This window comes from Flavobacterium qiangtangense, assembly GCF_042658345.1.
GTDB lineage: Bacteria > Bacteroidota > Bacteroidia > Flavobacteriales > Flavobacteriaceae > Flavobacterium > Flavobacterium qiangtangense.
Genome location: NZ_JBHSQB010000021.1, coordinates 116,882 through 133,003 on the forward strand (window position 1 = coordinate 116,882; position 16,122 = coordinate 133,003).

The 16,122-nt window shown below is 35.8% G+C and carries 18 protein-coding genes; 8 read left to right on the forward strand and 10 right to left on the reverse strand.

The features are described 5' to 3' along the window. The first annotated feature begins 28 nt into the window (after positions 1 to 28). Positions 29 to 700, forward strand: coding sequence for an MBL fold metallo-hydrolase (locus ACFPVY_RS17150; protein WP_379793388.1), 672 nt, complete (start codon positions 29 to 31; stop codon positions 698 to 700). A gap of 27 nt (positions 701 to 727) precedes the next feature. Here the strand turns inward: ACFPVY_RS17150 and ACFPVY_RS17155 are convergent, their stop codons facing one another. From ACFPVY_RS17155 to ACFPVY_RS17190, 8 genes are read right to left on the reverse strand one after another with little or no spacing between them, the layout of a single operon-like run. Further along, complete coding sequence (locus ACFPVY_RS17155) at positions 728 to 1,963, reverse strand: hypothetical protein (RefSeq protein WP_379793389.1); 1,236 nt, start codon at positions 1,961 to 1,963, stop codon at positions 728 to 730. Further along, the gene (locus ACFPVY_RS17160) at positions 1,863 to 4,208 is read right to left on the reverse strand and encodes a peptidoglycan DD-metalloendopeptidase family protein (protein ID WP_379793390.1); all 2,346 of its coding nucleotides are present in this window, start codon (positions 4,206 to 4,208) and stop codon (positions 1,863 to 1,865) included. Before ACFPVY_RS17160 ends, ACFPVY_RS17155 begins: the two co-directional genes overlap by 101 nt. 2 nt (positions 4,209 to 4,210) lie before the next feature. Continuing rightward, complete coding sequence (locus tag ACFPVY_RS17165) at positions 4,211 to 4,675, reverse strand: DUF4280 domain-containing protein (protein WP_379793391.1); 465 nt, start codon at positions 4,673 to 4,675, stop codon at positions 4,211 to 4,213. A 7-nt stretch (positions 4,676 to 4,682) separates the two neighbouring features. Continuing rightward, entirely contained in the window at positions 4,683 to 5,480 is a 798-nt protein-coding gene (locus ACFPVY_RS17170; RefSeq protein WP_379793392.1) for a hypothetical protein, read from the reverse strand. Positions 5,481 to 5,500: 20 nt separating this feature from the next. Then, positions 5,501 to 5,674 carry a hypothetical protein gene (locus ACFPVY_RS17175; RefSeq protein WP_379793393.1) on the reverse strand — a complete coding sequence of 58 codons (174 nt, stop codon included), beginning with the start codon at positions 5,672 to 5,674 and terminating at the stop codon, positions 5,501 to 5,503. Positions 5,675 to 5,691: 17 nt separating this feature from the next. Further along, complete coding sequence (locus ACFPVY_RS17180) at positions 5,692 to 6,063, reverse strand: hypothetical protein (RefSeq protein ID WP_379793394.1); 372 nt, start codon at positions 6,061 to 6,063, stop codon at positions 5,692 to 5,694. Continuing rightward, entirely contained in the window at positions 6,060 to 7,460 is a 1,401-nt protein-coding gene (locus ACFPVY_RS17185; RefSeq protein ID WP_379793395.1) for a hypothetical protein, read from the reverse strand. Before ACFPVY_RS17185 ends, ACFPVY_RS17180 begins: the two co-directional genes overlap by 4 nt. A 17-nt stretch (positions 7,461 to 7,477) precedes the next feature. Then, the gene (locus tag ACFPVY_RS17190) at positions 7,478 to 9,298 is read right to left on the reverse strand and encodes a type VI secretion system Vgr family protein (protein ID WP_379793396.1); all 1,821 of its coding nucleotides are present in this window, start codon (positions 9,296 to 9,298) and stop codon (positions 7,478 to 7,480) included. A gap of 364 nt (positions 9,299 to 9,662) precedes the next feature. Between ACFPVY_RS17190 and ACFPVY_RS17195 the strand changes: the two genes are divergently transcribed. The 3 genes from ACFPVY_RS17195 to ACFPVY_RS17205 all read left to right on the forward strand — a co-directional run bounded on the left by ACFPVY_RS17195 (position 9,663) and on the right by ACFPVY_RS17205 (position 11,655). Beyond that, positions 9,663 to 10,286, forward strand: a complete 624-nt coding sequence (locus ACFPVY_RS17195) for a T9SS type A sorting domain-containing protein (RefSeq protein ID WP_379793397.1) — start codon at positions 9,663 to 9,665, stop codon at positions 10,284 to 10,286. A gap of 24 nt (positions 10,287 to 10,310) precedes the next feature. After that, the gene (locus ACFPVY_RS17200) at positions 10,311 to 10,700 is read left to right on the forward strand and encodes a DUF1398 domain-containing protein (protein WP_379793398.1); all 390 of its coding nucleotides are present in this window, start codon (positions 10,311 to 10,313) and stop codon (positions 10,698 to 10,700) included. Between the two features lie 70 nt (positions 10,701 to 10,770). After that, positions 10,771 to 11,655: an alpha/beta hydrolase gene (locus ACFPVY_RS17205; RefSeq protein WP_379793399.1), complete on the forward strand. Its 885-nt coding sequence runs from the start codon at positions 10,771 to 10,773 to the stop codon at positions 11,653 to 11,655. Here ACFPVY_RS17205 and rnhA read toward each other — a convergent pair. Beyond that, entirely contained in the window at positions 11,652 to 12,131 is a 480-nt protein-coding gene (gene rnhA, locus ACFPVY_RS17210; RefSeq protein ID WP_379793400.1) for a ribonuclease HI, read from the reverse strand. The two genes, ACFPVY_RS17205 and rnhA, sit on opposite strands and share 4 nt — an antisense overlap. A 117-nt stretch (positions 12,132 to 12,248) precedes the next feature. Next, complete coding sequence (gene purN, locus ACFPVY_RS17215; RefSeq protein WP_379793401.1) at positions 12,249 to 12,809, reverse strand: phosphoribosylglycinamide formyltransferase; 561 nt, start codon at positions 12,807 to 12,809, stop codon at positions 12,249 to 12,251. Positions 12,810 to 12,984: 175 nt separating this feature from the next. Between purN and ACFPVY_RS17220 the strand changes: the two genes are divergently transcribed. From ACFPVY_RS17220 to ACFPVY_RS17235, 4 genes are all read left to right on the forward strand, one after another. Beyond that, entirely contained in the window at positions 12,985 to 13,221 is a 237-nt protein-coding gene (locus ACFPVY_RS17220; protein ID WP_007137004.1) for an acyl carrier protein, read from the forward strand. Between the two features lie 178 nt (positions 13,222 to 13,399). Next, positions 13,400 to 14,653 carry a beta-ketoacyl-ACP synthase II gene (gene fabF, locus ACFPVY_RS17225; RefSeq protein ID WP_379793402.1) on the forward strand — a complete coding sequence of 418 codons (1,254 nt, stop codon included), beginning with the start codon at positions 13,400 to 13,402 and terminating at the stop codon, positions 14,651 to 14,653. 7 nt (positions 14,654 to 14,660) lie between these two features. Then, positions 14,661 to 15,401 (forward strand): ribonuclease III, encoded by a 741-nt coding sequence (rnc, locus tag ACFPVY_RS17230; protein WP_379793403.1) that lies wholly within the window; start codon positions 14,661 to 14,663, stop codon positions 15,399 to 15,401. 231 nt (positions 15,402 to 15,632) lie between these two features. Continuing rightward, a complete protein-coding gene (locus ACFPVY_RS17235) occupies positions 15,633 to 16,121 on the forward strand; it encodes an IPExxxVDY family protein (protein WP_379793404.1) in 489 nt (162 codons plus the stop codon). Position 16,122 lies beyond the last annotated feature (1 nt).

Below are 16,122 nucleotides of genomic sequence, written 5' to 3' on the forward strand. Positions count from 1 at the left end.
TTGTTCACATATGTACAGCTACAAAAAAATGCGATTCTTATTAGTGAATTTTGCTCTAATTTTAATTTCGAATTTCACTTTTGGCCAAGCCAATGAAATAAAAATTAGATTTATCGGAAACTGTGGCTTGTCTATGACCGACGGCACGACCAACTTTTACATCGACTTTCCATATAAATCTGGCGCGCACAATTATATGGAATATGACAAGTCAGAAATTGAAAATGTAAAAGAGAATGCAATTTTCATTTTTACGCACCGCCACGCGGATCACTATTCCAGCAAAATTTTGAAGAAATTAAGCGGTCAAAAATTTGATCCGTGGAATATAGAAGAATTAGAAAAATTAAGCGAGACCATTCCAGATTTTGCAATCAAGGCTTTTAAAACTGATCACACTGTTTTTGGGATTTCGTTTAAGCATTATTCTTATTTAATAACTTGGCACGGCAAGAAAATATTTCTTTCGGGCGACACGACGAATTCTGAAACTATCGCTTCGCAAACCGATTTAGATTGGGCATTTGTCCCAATTTGGCTTTTGATGGATGCCAAAGAAAAAAACGTTGACTTGAAAATTCTCAGTAAAAAATACGCCATTTACCACATCGGCCAAAATGATAAAATTACGCTTGACGAAAAAGATTCGCAGTTGAAATTATTGGATAAACAGGGAGAAATTATAACAATTCCGTATTAAATTTCTTCCCTTACTTAAAAATGAAGACTATCTTTTAATCGAAGTTTTGTAGTTGAAATTTTCAAATTTTATTTGCCCAAATTCCTTGTTCGTCCAGATTTTATCTTTGATTTCTTTGTCAGGATTATTTCGATCGGTATAACTTTCACTGTATTTATGGAGCAAAATATCGTTGCCAACCACTTTAAAAGTAGTGTAAGAGCTCACGTAAAGCGCATCTTTGCAGAAAGTTTGCTCGATGGTAAAATAATTGTCTTTTGAAACCACATCAGTAAAACCGTCGGCAGAACAGCTTCCGTCTAAAGATTGAACGATGGCAGCATTTGATTTGGGCGCAAAGCCTTTTCCTGATTTTTCAGAAACCTCAATTCGCAAGTCAAAGTGCTGTGCGTTTTCCACCTTTTTGGCGTTTTTTTCAAGAACAGTAACTTTTAAGGTTTTATCTTTTAGTGCAATTGTGGCTTCGTCTAAAACATAAAATCCGGTTTGCGCTGGGCTTTCGCTTGAATTTTCTTTCCAAAATCTTGAATGAGCGCTCTGGTTTTTAACTCCGAATTGATAATTTCCAGAATCATCTTCGCGAATATAATCCAACGGAACCGGACAATCGAGAACAGTCGTATTTAGGTCTAGTTTCTTCTTTTTGCCTTCGTTTGAAATTTCATACAATGCGGTAATTTCAAAAAATTCTTCAGCTTCATTAAAATTTCCGACTGCAATTCCTTTTCTTCCGTTCTCAAAAAAAGTGTTTACAGAATAATCTTGGCCTTTTTTTACATTTAAAGTATCTGAAATCACGAAACCTTTAGCTCCTTTTTTTTCTACGAATAAATAACGATTTTGCTTATTATCAACACCCGAAGCTTTCTTTGAATCTGCAGTTCTTAATGTGATAATTCTCACATCAGTTCCTTCAAGCAATTGCCCGCCTAAATCTACAAAAACATCTGATTTTGAATTGGTTTGCTTCGCTAAATTTTTAGAAACCAAAAAATCCATCCCAGAAGAAGAATATTTTGAATCATATAATTCTTCCAATTTTCTTCCAATTAAAGAGAAATTTGGCTCTTGCTTTTGCTCAGCAATCATCGCTCCTTCGACTTTTTTATCGGTGCACGAGTAAGCTGTGCTGATGGCGATAAAAAATAAAATTACAAACACATTATAATGCAGATTGGTCTGCCAACGGCGGATTCCATGCGGTTTTTGTGCCATCTTGATGGTATTTAAATTTGACTGAATCATCTTGTTCTGTGGTATCATAAGAATTCAAATTAATAAATCTTGCGGGATTTGTGCGTTTTGTTTTTCCTGTTCCAAATGCATTTTGCACGGTAGCAATTTCCAGGTGCAAATGCGGACTCGGAATATTATTGGCAATTGTCCCAGAAACTCCCGAAAGTCCAATGGCATCGCCAGGTTCAACAGTTTCATTAACCTCAACATCTCGCTGGCTCAAGTGCATATAAATCAAATAGACATCGTCAGTTTCAGCGATATCAATGCCCATTTCTTCTCCTTGGCTAAACTCCAGACTATAATTTACGGCATCTTTTTGAGTCAGCAAATCTTTTACGTTGTCAATTTTAATTCTGATAGTTTGCCCTGCCGTATTTCCGGGTGTTGATTCAACAACTTTACCTTTTAAACACGCATAAACAGTGGTTCCGGGCAATGCGAATAAATCTAATCCCGAATGATATTTGGTATAACTATTTCGAACGTCGCCATAAGCGCCGCTCACTGGTTTGATGTTTCCGTTTGAATTGTATTTGGTTCGTTGCGGGCTGTCAACAGGATCATGCCAAACGCCCGGCTCGACCACCGTCGCTTCTTCCTTTTTTTCATCTTTGCTACATTCTGCAACTCTAAAATGTCTGTAAGTATTGCCAAAATGTGTTCTTCGGTGCGCATAAGAATCGGTATGCAGATTGATAATCGCGGTGATTGCGTTCACGTGTGAATCTTCATTTCCTTCGGCTGATTTTTCATTCAAACCGCTGGCATCCCAATAAGCCATTGACGCTTTTATCCCTTCAGAATTATTATTTACATTCGTTGAAGTGATGGTTAAATCAACACCTTTTGCCGTCAATCGATTGTTTACCAAGTCATATTTGTCTTTTCCAGTAAGTTGGATATGGCCTCGACCTCTGTATTTCCAGCCATCTCCAGAAGCAATGTCTCCGTTACCATTTCTGTTGGCATAAGCTCTATTTGCGATTGCTTCTTGATTTGCTCTTTGGATACCGCCGTCAAGATAACGATCTAAATCTTTTCGTCCATAAAGTAACGCCTCGTCTGGATGATCTCTAAAATACTGAAAAGGTCCGCGTTTGCTGACTCCAGATTGGTAATGACCACCTTCAACGGCATCTCTCACCCAACCGGTTCCGCTGACAAAATCAGAAGCTTTTAACCTCCTTACGGAATAATTTAAACTTTCTGCTTCGTGAGGCGTCAATGTGGTTCCCGATTCTTCCCTAATTTGGGCAAAAAAGTGAGCCTTCTTTTGGCAAGTATCGATCCCAAGTTGCACATTTACTTCATTAAAAGCACTTACAACCTCATCGATCGTTGTATCAGAAGCGCCACTGAAAATTAGTTTTAATTCTTCTTTTGTAAGCACTTTGCATCTTGGGCAAGTACCTTCTTCCGTTTCAATTGGATTTTCTTGAACCGTTGCCGCCGTTTGACCTGTTGCAGGCATTTCTGGAGTTCCTAATCCGTTTTGCACTTGAACCGGGGCTTGCGCTTGCAATGGTGGCGTTGCCGTTTGCTGGGCAGGCGTCTGGGATGCCGGCGCGGGAGCATTTGGACTTAAAACAATTTCATTCTTAACTTGTGTAGTTACTGAAAATTTTGTTGCCGTATTTGTTGCCTGAGCCAGCATATAATATTCGTGCTCACCGCCTTCGAACCAACTTTTATTTGCCTCTTGCATCATGGCGGGACTCAGCATGATTCGCTGTGTTACGATGCCATTTGATTCTGTAACTTTTACAGATCCATTCCAGAGTTTTGTATTTCCATTTGGATCATGACCGGTTGAAGAAATAGTGTCGCGTTCCCACAAACTTAACTGAATGGTTTCTCCCATCATGTTTTCTGTGGTTACCCGAGCCGTTATCGCTTGACCATACTTTGGTTTTTGCGTAATCGGATTTCCGTTGGCATCTCTGATTTCAATTGATTTAATGCTTTTTGGACCTAAAACTGGTCTTATGATGATACCCGGAGGCGCTTTTTTCTCTGGATTAGATAAAAAAGCTTCGATGAGTAATTCTTGGCCATACCATTTTTGCGGAAAGCTAAACGAAACTTTTTTTCCGGTTTTTAAAGTACCTTGAAGTTCGACCCAGGCTCCGTTTGACTTTCGAAAAACTTTCCATTTTACGCTGTTATAATCGCTGATAACCGTTCCTGGATATAAGCCTGAAACTTCATAAAAAGTTTCTTGCCCAACCAAGGGAGTTGCCGTGCCGCTGATGCTCGATATTCCTCTCATATCTAATAATAATCTGGTGAATTATCTTCTTTCATTTCTGATGCAGCCACCATTGGATTGAGGGTTTCCATGGTTTCTGGTTTTGTATTTGATACATTTGCGCTCGAAGTTTGTGTAACTTGTCCGTGAAAAGTAATTTTTATACAGTCTGGTCCTCCCACGGCGCAAGTGGCTTTTGAGTCTTCTAAAAGAATTTTTCCCGAATGTTCTAAAGTAGTCTTTTCATAAAATCCCTTCCATTCTGTGACCTGAACTTTACACGGATTGTTATTCATCTTTGAGCAAGACCCAAAATTATTTTTTTCAAAAGTTTGTCCGATATCTTTGGTTGTGGCGATTAACTTTTCAGTTCCACTAGAATCGTTTATGTACTCTTTTTGATGTGTTTTTACCATAAGCTTGTCAGGTGCGGTACCAAAATTGCACTGACATAAAGCTCCGTGGCAAACTAAATGTTTTTCTGACATAGCGTTTTTATTTTATTTTTTCGATGATATTAAAAATACATCGTCTGTTATGATTGTCAAATTTTCCTTTGATTTTTACAATTTCAGATTTACTATTTAGTACATATTCTGTGTCAAATGAGTCAATTGGCATTTGATGAAAATTATATTCATTCTTGTCAATACTCTTTTTGATAATCATGTTTCCGTCTTCATTGAGTTCTCCTTCATCTTGAATTGAGAGCAACATATTTATTTTATAATTGATATTAAAGAACTTGGCACTTTCTATATTTTTTTTTGCAAAACCTATAAAAGCCTCTTCATATATCGGATAAAAAAATTGACTAATAAAAATATCATTTTTCAACTTTGACAAGAAGATTTCAGGTTTTATAATCGCATCTTCTGTCAATTGAACATACTTCTCAAATTCTTTTCCTGAATATTCAACTGCAAGCCTTTTCTTTAAAACATTCCACTTTTCAATAATATCAGGATGATTATTTAAACCAATTATTTCTCCATTTTTAGATATTATCAGAACTAAAGTTTCATATGGTTTTCTGCATTTATGAGCCAATTGTTCCATGATTAAATCAGGTTCTTTGTTGTTGATTAAAAAATTATTCATAACCACATAACACAAATAATTTCCTGAAGCAATGACTTCTAAATTTTCTACAGAAACCTCATAAACAATTCGGGTTCTATCATAAATAGTTTCTTCAAAAACAACTTCAACCTTGTATTTCTTTTTAAATTCGTTTGTATTGAATCGCAAAATATTTTCTTTGTACAAACTTTTTTTTGGACCAACTATCATCAATTAAATTTTAATTCACGTTATTTTTCTTTGCCTCCGTGTGCCGTGATTTTTTTGATGCAATTCATCATCAAATTTTCTTTTGTGGAATCAACATTTATTGATTCTGAGGTTTTCGTTATTTTTGATGCAATGGCCGTATATTTTCTTAAAACAGTCACTGATCTATTTTTTGAAGTTTTTAAAATCGCCATAGTTTTTTAGCTTTAAATTAATTTTGCACTTGATTTAACCTTTTAATCGAATCCCGAAATGAATTGTTGACATCATACATAAAAATGGTGTCGCCTTTAAATTGCTCTATCTGTTTTTCACCACTTTGAATCCTGATAGTTTCCAATGTATCAGAGACATATCCTTGTTTTTTAAAAAGCAATTGTCCTGAAATTTTTCCTTCGTGTTTTAAATTGAAATATCCTTTATTGTCAGTTTTTGTGCTTTTGTTGTTCAAAAAATCATTTACTTCAACATTTTCAATCGGTAATTTTGATTTTTGATCATACACATATCCGTTATAAGTTTTAGAATTACAAGCTCCTAAAACAAAACAAATTGACGCTATTGCAATGCTATTTTTTATCATCTAATTTTAATTTTTGTTAGCCACAATAGACTCAAAACGTCTTTTTCTGCTGCAACTCTTCGCGCGTGATAATTTGGCTGACTTCCTTCGCCACCCAACTCATTTTCTCTAAAATAAGGCATCAAATCGATTTCTCCGCGTAGTGGCAATGTTGGCGCTGATGATTTCTTATTTTGAGTAACCACATTCACGCTTCCTTTGTGTCCATAAGAATATGTTGTTCCTCCGTAAGCTTTTAAAACGGTGTGCCCAATTTCGTGCGCCGCGGTGTCTTTAAATTCCAAGTCTTCTTGACTTTCTCTCCTGTAACCCCATCCGTTTGAATATTTTAAATAGCCAACGTTATAACAAATTGCTTCCCTTGAAACTAAATTACCAACTGCAGACACGATTCCTTCCACGGTTCCTGGATTTCCTGATCGCATCCACGGTCCGTTTGTATTATAAATTAAGCTAATATCGTCAATTGCTTTCACGTCATCGTTACTATTGACAGCGTTTACATTTATTTCATAAGGTTCTTCAGCGATCAAAACATTTTTTGCTATAAAATGATTGCTATTTCTTCCCCAATGATAATTTAATCCTTCGATGGCAAGCTGTTCTAATTGCTGATAGCTTCTGGTCGGCGACATAATTGGCGGATATCTCATGCGATCTCGATATTCTTTTGGAATTCCTTCAGACGGATGCCTTTGTCTTGATGGCATTCTGGGATCGTCAAGAGGTTCGTGATAATTTTCAATATCAAAGCCTTCTGCGCCACCATCTTTTAAATTTACTCTTAACTCGACATCAATCTTTTTGGTTTTTTTATTGATTTTGACATCCACCCATTTTACTTCGTTATAAATTGTTGTAAAATCAATTTCTATACTTTTTTGAGAACTTCCTTTTACCGCAGTAATCTTTGCTATCAATCTTTTTCCGTCAAAATTTTTACTGTCAAAAACTTCATCATTATCAAATCCGTCCCAATAAATTGTATAGGATCCGGGTTGCGTAAAATCAGGTTGTGTCAAGATGTATGGCTTAAAAATAGATTCATATTTCCAAGACTTTATCGGGTTTTCCAAATTAAAAACTGGCGCGTTCGATTTTGCATCTTGTTGTATTTTCGCCTTCTTTGGAGCCGTGATTATTATTGGCTCTAAATAACCCATATTGTAAATTGGCTTTCCGCTTTCATCTGTTATCTGAAAATGCAACTCTTCGACCGGAGATTTCAAAAGTGAATAATTGAACGCAAAATATGGGTTTTCATAATTATTTTTGAAATCCAAAATCCCCAAAGGAACTACCGTATTTTGACTTGCATCTAAAGAAAATTCGATATCAAAATCAAGATCCTCAACAACAGACGGGCTGTATTTTCCAAAACTTACAGATGTTCCCATAAATTTAGATTTTAATGTTAAAAGATATTTGATTTTTCACCGCTGTTAAACGCCACTGTTTTTGCGCTTTGCATCATCATATTTTCTTTGGTACTATTCATTGAAACTTCTTCTGCTGTTTCAAAAGATGTTGCTGCATTTCTGGTGTAGTCTTTTTGAACAATTTCTGTTCTGTTATCAGACATTTCCATAATATCTCCCGACGCTGACTGAATAATATCTTTTCCTGCGGTTGCAGAAATATTTTTGCCGGCGCTGGACGAAATACTTTCGGCAGCATTCATGACAATATTTTTTGCGTTGATCGTCACCGTTTCTGGCGCTGTGATGTTGATGTTGCTTCCAACGGTGTCAAATTTTATTTCGTTACCGCTTTTATCAGTTATGATTATGCTTTCGTCTTCAGTAAATTTTATAATGTGACCGCTACGCGTATGAATGGCTTTTACCGAATTTTCTGAAGCGGCATATCCACTCGACGCGCCTCCATTGTACATCGCGCCCAGAACAAAAGGTTTTTCTGCATTCCCTCCTTCAAAAGCCACTAAAACTTCTTCGCCAACTTCTGGAATGAAATAAAATCCTTTTCCGCCACCAGAATGCGGATTTGTCATTCTGATCCAAGGTGTGTTTTTTCCGGAAGCTTCTTGCCACGCAAATGCCACCTGAATTCTGCCCAAACCAGAAGGATCATCGTTTGAAATAACTGTTGCGGGTTGCGATTCTGCCATAGGAAAACTATGAACATTGCCATAAGGCGGCGTCAAGACACTTTCAGGGACGGCGTCAAAACTATTGTGATAAGTGCCTGATTCATCACAAACGTGCATGATATCTGTGATGGTATAATTTCCAAAATTTTGTTCTTGAAGTCCGTCTAAAATATTTCCTGTCAATGAAAAAGATGGCTCTTTTATCGTAATTACATCGCCAATTCTCAAACCTGTTTCATCAGAATCGCCTTTTGCCGTAACAAGATCTGCCGTTCTCGCCTGCAATTGAGTTGTCACTCGATCCACAAGATGTGTTCTTGAATTTCCTTCTTCAAGAGAATGTGAATAAAGCATTGTAGAACTGTTTGGAAATAATTTTTTCGAAGATTCAAAGATTGATTTCGAATAACCTTCTGGAGAAAGATTGACTTCCATCGAATTGGCTTTTTGAGTTTCTCCGTTGGACGGATCATAGCCCAAATATTCAAAACCAAGTGATTTTGCACGCATTTCTATGTTAAAGGAATGCAAAGTCCGACCATATTCTAATGTAAAATTTTTAGGTTTCGGTTTTCCAAAAATCAGTTCTTCACCATTATAATAAAACCAATGACCTTTCTTTTGTGCCATTCTGCTGACAAATGCAAAATCACTTTCATTATATTGAACGGTGTAAGGCAAAGTTGAATCATTTTGAACACTCACGGCCAAATTGAGGCTTTTTTCAGGGTATGCTTTTGAAACTTCTTTAACAATATCTGAAAGCGATTGATCGGTAAACGAACGAATATTTGGAGTTCCTTCCATCAAAATCGTATTGCTAAAACCGTTGATGATAATTCCTCCAGATGCTCCAGAAGTTCTCACCATCTGGGCTTCCGTAATTATTCCGTTAAAATGTAATGGTGATTCAGTTGACATTGCCGTGGGCTCAATGACAATCTTAATTTCTTGACCCACATATTTTTGCGCTTTGTCAATGGCTTGGCTCACAAATTCCTTTGGAAGCGGTTGCAATAACGAAAAACGGTGGTGCGATTGCACTTTTTGGTTAATAACCAATTTTGAAAAACGGGTAAGAGTTTCTCCCCCAATTTCTATAGTAATCTTCGTACTGATTGGCATAGCAGTAGATTTTAAAGGTTAAATAGATCTTGGGGGAAGATGCAAATTATTGAATCGTGAATTTAAGAATTTTTTATTTTTCAATTGATTGATTTAGTGTTAAATTTTAAACAACAAATATCTCACTGTCTTGTTTTTATGATTTTAAGCTTGGTTTTTACGAGGATTTTTAAAGATAAAATAGTTAGGATCGCGCTCAAATGTCGTTTTTAGCATCTTGAAATTTATCGCTTCAGTTTAAAAAAAACTTCAACATTAGGCTGAAAATGTGACAGTTGAGCACTAATTAATTTGATTTTTAATTAAATATTTCAGAATATTTTTACGATCTTTGAATCAAATTAACTACCTAATAATCAAACACATGAAAACATTATTACTCTTTTTTATGGTTGCGTTTTCTGTATCTAAATCTACCGCGCAATCAATTGTTATAACAAGCATGAACGCTTCGCCAGTTTCCAATGGCTTGAATGTTAGCTTAAACACGACTTCATTTAGTGGCGCTGGATATTTGTCTGATTCTTACACAATCAATCAAAATGTGATTACACTATCAGTTTGCTATTGGTTTAATAATACGCTGCCAGTATTGACTTTTCATCACGATATTTTTATTCCAATGAATTTTGCTTATTCAAATTACACACTTATCGTTACTATCCATAATTCGATTTCAAACACCGCTTGCGATTATTTCTCAGTCACAGACTCAGAAACGCTTGCTTTTTTATCAAAATCAGATTTTAATCCAAAGCAAGATTTTGCATTATATCCAAACCCTACGAATGGAAAAATTTATATCAAGAATAACGATTTAAACATGCAGCACATTTCAGTTTATGACAATCTTGGCAGGTTGGTAAAAGAAATTTCTTCGTTGGCAGAAAATAATTTTGACCTGAGCGATTTGACCGACGGAATTTATTTAGTAAACTTTACGGCTGAAAAAAATAATTTTACTCAAAAAATTATTGTCAAGAAATAAATGTAAATCCTTAAAAAATTTAAAATGTTTACAGTAAAACAAATACATGCCGCACATTCAAAAGTAAAAAGTGGCGCAGATTTTCCAAATTACATGCAAGATTTAATAAAGCTTGGCGTGATTTCTTTCGAAACTTTTGTCAACGACAGCCATTCGGTTTATTTTGGAGCAAATGATTTCAAAACGCAATCTGAAGGGAAATATGACCCTATGGAAATTGCCACAAACGCAAACAAAGACCAATTTATTTCTGACCTAAAATCACATCAAAAAGGAGGCACAGATTACATGACTTTTTGCCAAGACTGTGCAAAATCAGGCATCGAAAAATGGATTGTAAAGACAAAACACATGACGTGTACCTATTTTGACAAAGCCGGAAATGAGATTTTGGTGGAAGTGATTCCGAGTTAATATGGCGAAATCCAAAGCAAAAAAAATTAAGAGAAGATTGCTGATTTCTTTCGGCAGTCTTTTTTTGTTTATGAATATAATCGCTTTTTTTCACGCCTATAAATTGACGCATTTTGCAGACGAAAATTCTGTAAAAACCAAAAGTTCAAATCAGCTTTCTACGTCAGAAAAAGTAAAAACAATTTTATTTGGAGTTAATAATCCAAAGCCGATCAACACGAGCTTTCCCTCCCAAAAATTTGAAAAAGTATTCTTAAGAAGCAATAAAGAAATCGAATGCTGGAGCATCAAAAAAGGTAATTCAAAAGGAACTGTAGTCTTATTTCATGGTTATAACGGCAATAAATCTTCGATGTTAGACAAATCTGATGAATTTCTAAAATTGGGTTACAGCACATTCTTGGTCGATTTTATGGGAAGCGGAAATTCCGAAGGAAACCAGACAACAATTGGTTTTAAGGAAGCAGAAGAAGTGAAAACCGTTTTTGACTATTTGAAGAAAAATACTTCTGAAGACCTATTCCTTTTTGGAACTTCGATGGGAGCCGTTGCAATTATGAAGGCCGAAAATGATTATCAATTAAATCCGAAAGGAATTATATTGGAATGTCCGTTTGGCACGATGTATCAGACAACCGCAAAGCGATTTTCAAACATGAATGTCCCAGCTTTTCCAATGGCTGGCTTGCTTCTGTTTTGGGGTGGCACACAAAACGGATTTTGGGCATTCGGACACGAACCAATTGAATATGCTAAAAAAATAACTTGTCCCACATTACTACTTTATGGAGAAAAAGACAATCGGGTAAGTCGTGAAGAAATTGATATGATTTATGAAAATCTTCTCGGAGAAAAAGATCTAAAAACATATCCAAAAGCGGGCCACGAGAATTACTTGAAAAAATATAAAGAAGAATGGACAACGGATGTTGGAAACTTTTTAGGAAGAAACTAAACCTGTTTCGACCCTATTTCTTCATACCATTTATCAATCGCCAAATTGGGTTGTGACGACGCAAAAACGGCCAATTGATCGCAACGTTCGTTCTGCGGATGATTATTATGGCCTTTTATCCATTTGAAATCTACCTTATGTTGCCGGTAAATAATCAAGAAGCGTTTCCATAAATCAGAATTCTTTTTGTCTTTATAGGCTTTCTTTTCCCAACCAAAAACCCAGCCTTTGCTGACAGAATCGACCACATATTTAGAATCAGAAACTACTAAAACTTTGGTTCCAGATGTTTTTAATTTTTCTAAACCTATGATTACGGCCAGAAGTTCCATCCTATTATTTGTAGTCAGCCGAAAACCTTCATAAAACTCCTTTTTATAAGGCGACCCAACTAATTCCATCACAACGCCGTATCCACCCTGACCAGGATTTCCTTTCGCAGCGCCGTCTGTGTATATGTGAACTTGGTGGGACATTTTTTTAGATTAGTTAGATTTTTTAGAAATTTAGACTACAAGATTTGTTAGGCTGATATATTTTTAGACAATGCAAGAAGTCTAAGTTGTCTAAAAATCTACGCAAATCTAAGGAGTCTATTTTAAAATTTTCTCAATAACTTCAGGAAAGTGAATATGTTCTAATTCCTGGACTTTTACAGCAATTTCTTCAGCGGTTTGGCAATCGCTTACCAAAACATCTGCCTGGAAAATCATTGCGCCTTCGTCATAATTTTCATTGACAAAATGGATGCTGATGCCAGAACGCGAATCTTTGTTTTCAAGAACCGTTCTGTGAACATTCATTCCATACATTCCTTTGCCACCATATTTAGGCAAAAGTGCCGGATGAATGTTAATTATCTTGTTTGGATAAGCCGCGACGATGTCGTCTGGAAACTTCCATAAAAAACCTGCCAAGACGATTAAATCAGGTTGAAATTCGTTTGTTTTTTGCAAAACCTGACCCGAATTTAGCTCTTCTTTTGTGAAAACATAGGTCTCAACTTGAAGATTTGATGCTTTCTCAAGCACTTTTGCATTTGGATTGTTAGAAAAAACTGCCACCACTTCAGCCGTCTTTTTGGCCTGAAAATAGTTGATGATATTAGCTGCATTTGAACCCGAACCCGAAGCAAACAGTATGATTTTTTTCATTTTGGTCTTTTTTACGACAGCACAAAAAAAAGAATAATAAATGATAATAAATAGAATTTGGGAGCCTTTGTGAAATATTTTTTTTAAATTAGTACTCACATTTATCAACTAAAACGTGGTTTTAAAATAAAGTTTTTTATTTTTGCCAACAATTAAATTCAAAAATTAAAAGATTATGTCAGACATTGCATCAAGAGTAAAAGCGATTATCGTAGACAAATTAGGTGTTGACGAAAACGAAGTTGTAACAGAAGCTAGCTTCACAAACGATTTAGGAGCTGATTCATTAGACACTGTTGAGCTTATTATGGAATTCGAAAAAGAATTTGATATTCAAATTCCAGACGACCAAGCTGAAAACATTGCTACTGTAGGTCAAGCAATTTCTTACATAGAAGAAGCAAAAAAATAATAACAATAACATCCCGTGCATTCCTTTGAGTTCACGGGAGTTATTATTTTTTAAAAAGAAGAATTTGATTGCTCTCAATCATTAAGATACAATTATGCCATACCCCTGTCTCTTTTTTATGACTAAGAAGAAAGCATGGGTATTTTTTATATAAATTTATAACTATAAAATTTTAAGTATGAAATTAAGAAGAGTTGTAGTAACTGGTTTAGGTGCTTTGACGCCGATTGGAAACAACGTTCAAGATTACTGGAACGGTCTGATCAACGGTGTTAGTGGTGCTGCGCCGATAACTTATTTTGATACTACTCATTTCAAAACTAAATTTGCATGCGAGCTGAAAAACTTTAATGTAGTAGATTTTATAGATAGAAAAGAAGCCCGAAAAATGGACCGCTATGCGCAATATGCCGTGGTTTCATCTGACGAGGCAGTTAAAGATGCGAATTTCAATTTAGACAAATTAGATAAAGATAGAGTTGGAGTTATCTGGGGTTCTGGAATCGGAGGCCTTGAAACTTTCCAACAAGAAGTAATGGATTTCACAAACGGAAACGGTGTTCCAAAATTCAATCCTTTCTTTATTCCAAAAATGATTGCTGACATTGCTGGCGGACATATTTCAATTAAATATGGCTTCAGAGGACCAAATTTCACGACAGTTTCTGCGTGTGCGTCTTCAACAAATGCAATGATCGATGCTTTCAATTATATCAGATTAAACCACGCTGACGTTATGATCACAGGTGGTTCTGAAGCTGCAGTTACTATCGCCGGAATGGGTGGTTTTAACGCAATGCACGCTTTATCAACAAGAAATGATGATCCAAAAACAGCTTCAAGACCAATGGATAAAGACCGTGAAGGTTTTGTGCTTGGCGAAGGTGCCGGAGCTTTAGTTCTTGAAGAATACGAACACGCGATTGCACGTGGCGCGACAATTTATTGTGAAATTGGCGGTGGCGGAATGTCTGCTGATGCGCATCACATTACAGCTCCACATCCAGAAGGTTTGGGAGCGAAAAACGTAATGAATTATTGCTTAAGAGATGCAGGCTTAAGTCCACAAGATGTTGATGGTGTGAACATGCACGGAACTTCAACACCACTTGGTGACATTGCTGAATCAAAAGCAATCCAACACGTTTTTGGCGAGCACGCTTATAAATTGAACTTGAATTCAACAAAGTCTATGACAGGCCACTTGCTTGGTGCTGCGGGAGCTATTGAAACAATTTCTTGTATTTTATCAATTAAGCACGGAATTGTTCCTCCAACAATCAACCACTTTACGGATGACGAAAATATCGACTCTAAATTAAACTTCACGTTCAACAAGGCTCAAAAAAGAGACATGAATGTGGTGATGAGCAATACTTTTGGTTTTGGCGGACACAACGCTTGTGTTTTGGTTAAAAAATTAGACCTTTAATATTCGTATGAGTATAATCAGAAAAATATTTTCAAATTCCCGTTCTCCAGAAGACGGGATTTTTTTTACTGATATCCAAAAAATACTAGGATTTAAGCCTTTAAACCTAGAATGTTACCGAAGAGCGTTCACACATCGCTCTTCAAATAAGCTTGATTCAAACGGGCATGCCGTGAATTATGAGCGGTTAGAATTTTTGGGAGATGCGATGTTAAGTTCTGTCATTGCTGCTTATCTTTTCAACGAAGTTCCGTCTGGGGATGAAGGTTATTTGACAAAAATGCGCTCTAAAATTGTGAGCCGTGAGCATTTAAATGAATTGGGAAGAGATTTAGATTTGATCCGATTTATTGAAAGTAAGGTTCCGGTGCAGCACTTTGGAGAAAACATCCACGGAAATATCTTTGAAGCTTTGGTGGGAGCCATTTATCTGGACCGAGGTTATCCTTATTGCGAGAAATTCATTAGAAAAAGAGTCATTACGCCGTATGTTGACATTGCCAAATTAGAAGGAAAAGTAATCAGTTACAAAAGCCTTTTGATCGAATGGTGCCAAAAAGAAAAGAAGGTTTTTCATTATGATGTCTATGAAGACAACGGCATCAGCGGCGAGCGTTTCTTTGGCGTAAAATTAAGCATCGACAAAAAAGTGATTGCCAAGGCAAGAGCTACTTCAAAAAAGAAAGCAGAAGAAATTGCAAGCAAAAGAGCGTATTTTGCTTTTCAGCAGAAGATTGATAATAAGTAAGCAGGTGAAAGCCTGCTTTTTTTGTAATTGATTTTAAGTTCTCCGTCTTTAAGTTACAAAAAAGAACGACTCCAAATTCATAATTTTATTTTTCTAAGATATTTCCACATCAAGATATTGTAAATAATCTAAAACTATATCGTTTTCGTTGATAAATTACAGTTAAGATACACTTTTCTTGCGGTATTCACCAATAATTTTAAGTATATTTACGACTTATTTAATTTCAATATGGGCATCCATAAGTTAAGTCTTGACGAATTTGATGAAGTTGATTATGAACTAATCGCAATTCATACTTCATTGGAAGACTTTAGGCTGGCCTACTTCATCAATCAGCAATTACCTATTATTTTAAGCAGAAGCAATGATGAAATTGGTGTAAAAACCAAAGATGGAGAAGCTATGTTTGTCAAATTCAGTTTTGAAGATGTTTCAAAAGACATCAATTGGACTTTAATCCAAAATAAAAATGAAATTATCGTCAGAAAGAGAAGTTTGGAACAAAACCTTTTCTTGGATGAAAATGTAGAGATTAATAATAAGGTATATCTTCTTCCTGAATTGAAAAAAGTGGATTATTTCTTGAAAATAGAAAACAACTGCAGTACTTACAAAATGGACGGAATTTTACAAAAACTAAATAATATTGACTGGATTTCAACCGTTTATGAAGTAAATCCGGAAACTATAAAATCGAAAAACAATTTAATTTTCTAAT

Excerpts from the sequence above, each read along its gene's own strand:
- ACFPVY_RS17150 (WP_379793388.1), top strand. The coding sequence starts at position 29 with ATGCGATTCTTATTAGTGAATTTTGCTCTAATTTTAATTTCGAATTTC.
- ACFPVY_RS17155 (WP_379793389.1), bottom strand. The coding sequence starts at position 1,963 with ATGATACCACAGAACAAGATGATTCAGTCAAATTTAAATACCATCAAG.
- ACFPVY_RS17160 (WP_379793390.1), bottom strand. The coding sequence starts at position 4,208 with ATGAGAGGAATATCGAGCATCAGCGGCACGGCAACTCCCTTGGTTGGG.
- ACFPVY_RS17165 (WP_379793391.1), bottom strand. The coding sequence starts at position 4,675 with ATGTCAGAAAAACATTTAGTTTGCCACGGAGCTTTATGTCAGTGCAAT.
- ACFPVY_RS17170 (WP_379793392.1), bottom strand. The coding sequence starts at position 5,480 with ATGATAGTTGGTCCAAAAAAAAGTTTGTACAAAGAAAATATTTTGCGA.
- ACFPVY_RS17175 (WP_379793393.1), bottom strand. The coding sequence starts at position 5,674 with ATGGCGATTTTAAAAACTTCAAAAAATAGATCAGTGACTGTTTTAAGA.
- ACFPVY_RS17180 (WP_379793394.1), bottom strand. The coding sequence starts at position 6,063 with ATGATAAAAAATAGCATTGCAATAGCGTCAATTTGTTTTGTTTTAGGA.
- ACFPVY_RS17185 (WP_379793395.1), bottom strand. The coding sequence starts at position 7,460 with ATGGGAACATCTGTAAGTTTTGGAAAATACAGCCCGTCTGTTGTTGAG.
- ACFPVY_RS17190 (WP_379793396.1), bottom strand. The coding sequence starts at position 9,298 with ATGCCAATCAGTACGAAGATTACTATAGAAATTGGGGGAGAAACTCTT.
- ACFPVY_RS17195 (WP_379793397.1), top strand. The coding sequence starts at position 9,663 with ATGAAAACATTATTACTCTTTTTTATGGTTGCGTTTTCTGTATCTAAA.
- ACFPVY_RS17200 (WP_379793398.1), top strand. The coding sequence starts at position 10,311 with ATGTTTACAGTAAAACAAATACATGCCGCACATTCAAAAGTAAAAAGT.
- ACFPVY_RS17205 (WP_379793399.1), top strand. The coding sequence starts at position 10,771 with ATGAATATAATCGCTTTTTTTCACGCCTATAAATTGACGCATTTTGCA.
- rnhA (WP_379793400.1), bottom strand. The coding sequence starts at position 12,131 with ATGTCCCACCAAGTTCACATATACACAGACGGCGCTGCGAAAGGAAAT.
- purN (WP_379793401.1), bottom strand. The coding sequence starts at position 12,809 with ATGAAAAAAATCATACTGTTTGCTTCGGGTTCGGGTTCAAATGCAGCT.
- ACFPVY_RS17220 (WP_007137004.1), top strand. The coding sequence starts at position 12,985 with ATGTCAGACATTGCATCAAGAGTAAAAGCGATTATCGTAGACAAATTA.
- fabF (WP_379793402.1), top strand. The coding sequence starts at position 13,400 with ATGAAATTAAGAAGAGTTGTAGTAACTGGTTTAGGTGCTTTGACGCCG.
- rnc (WP_379793403.1), top strand. The coding sequence starts at position 14,661 with ATGAGTATAATCAGAAAAATATTTTCAAATTCCCGTTCTCCAGAAGAC.
- ACFPVY_RS17235 (WP_379793404.1), top strand. The coding sequence starts at position 15,633 with ATGGGCATCCATAAGTTAAGTCTTGACGAATTTGATGAAGTTGATTAT.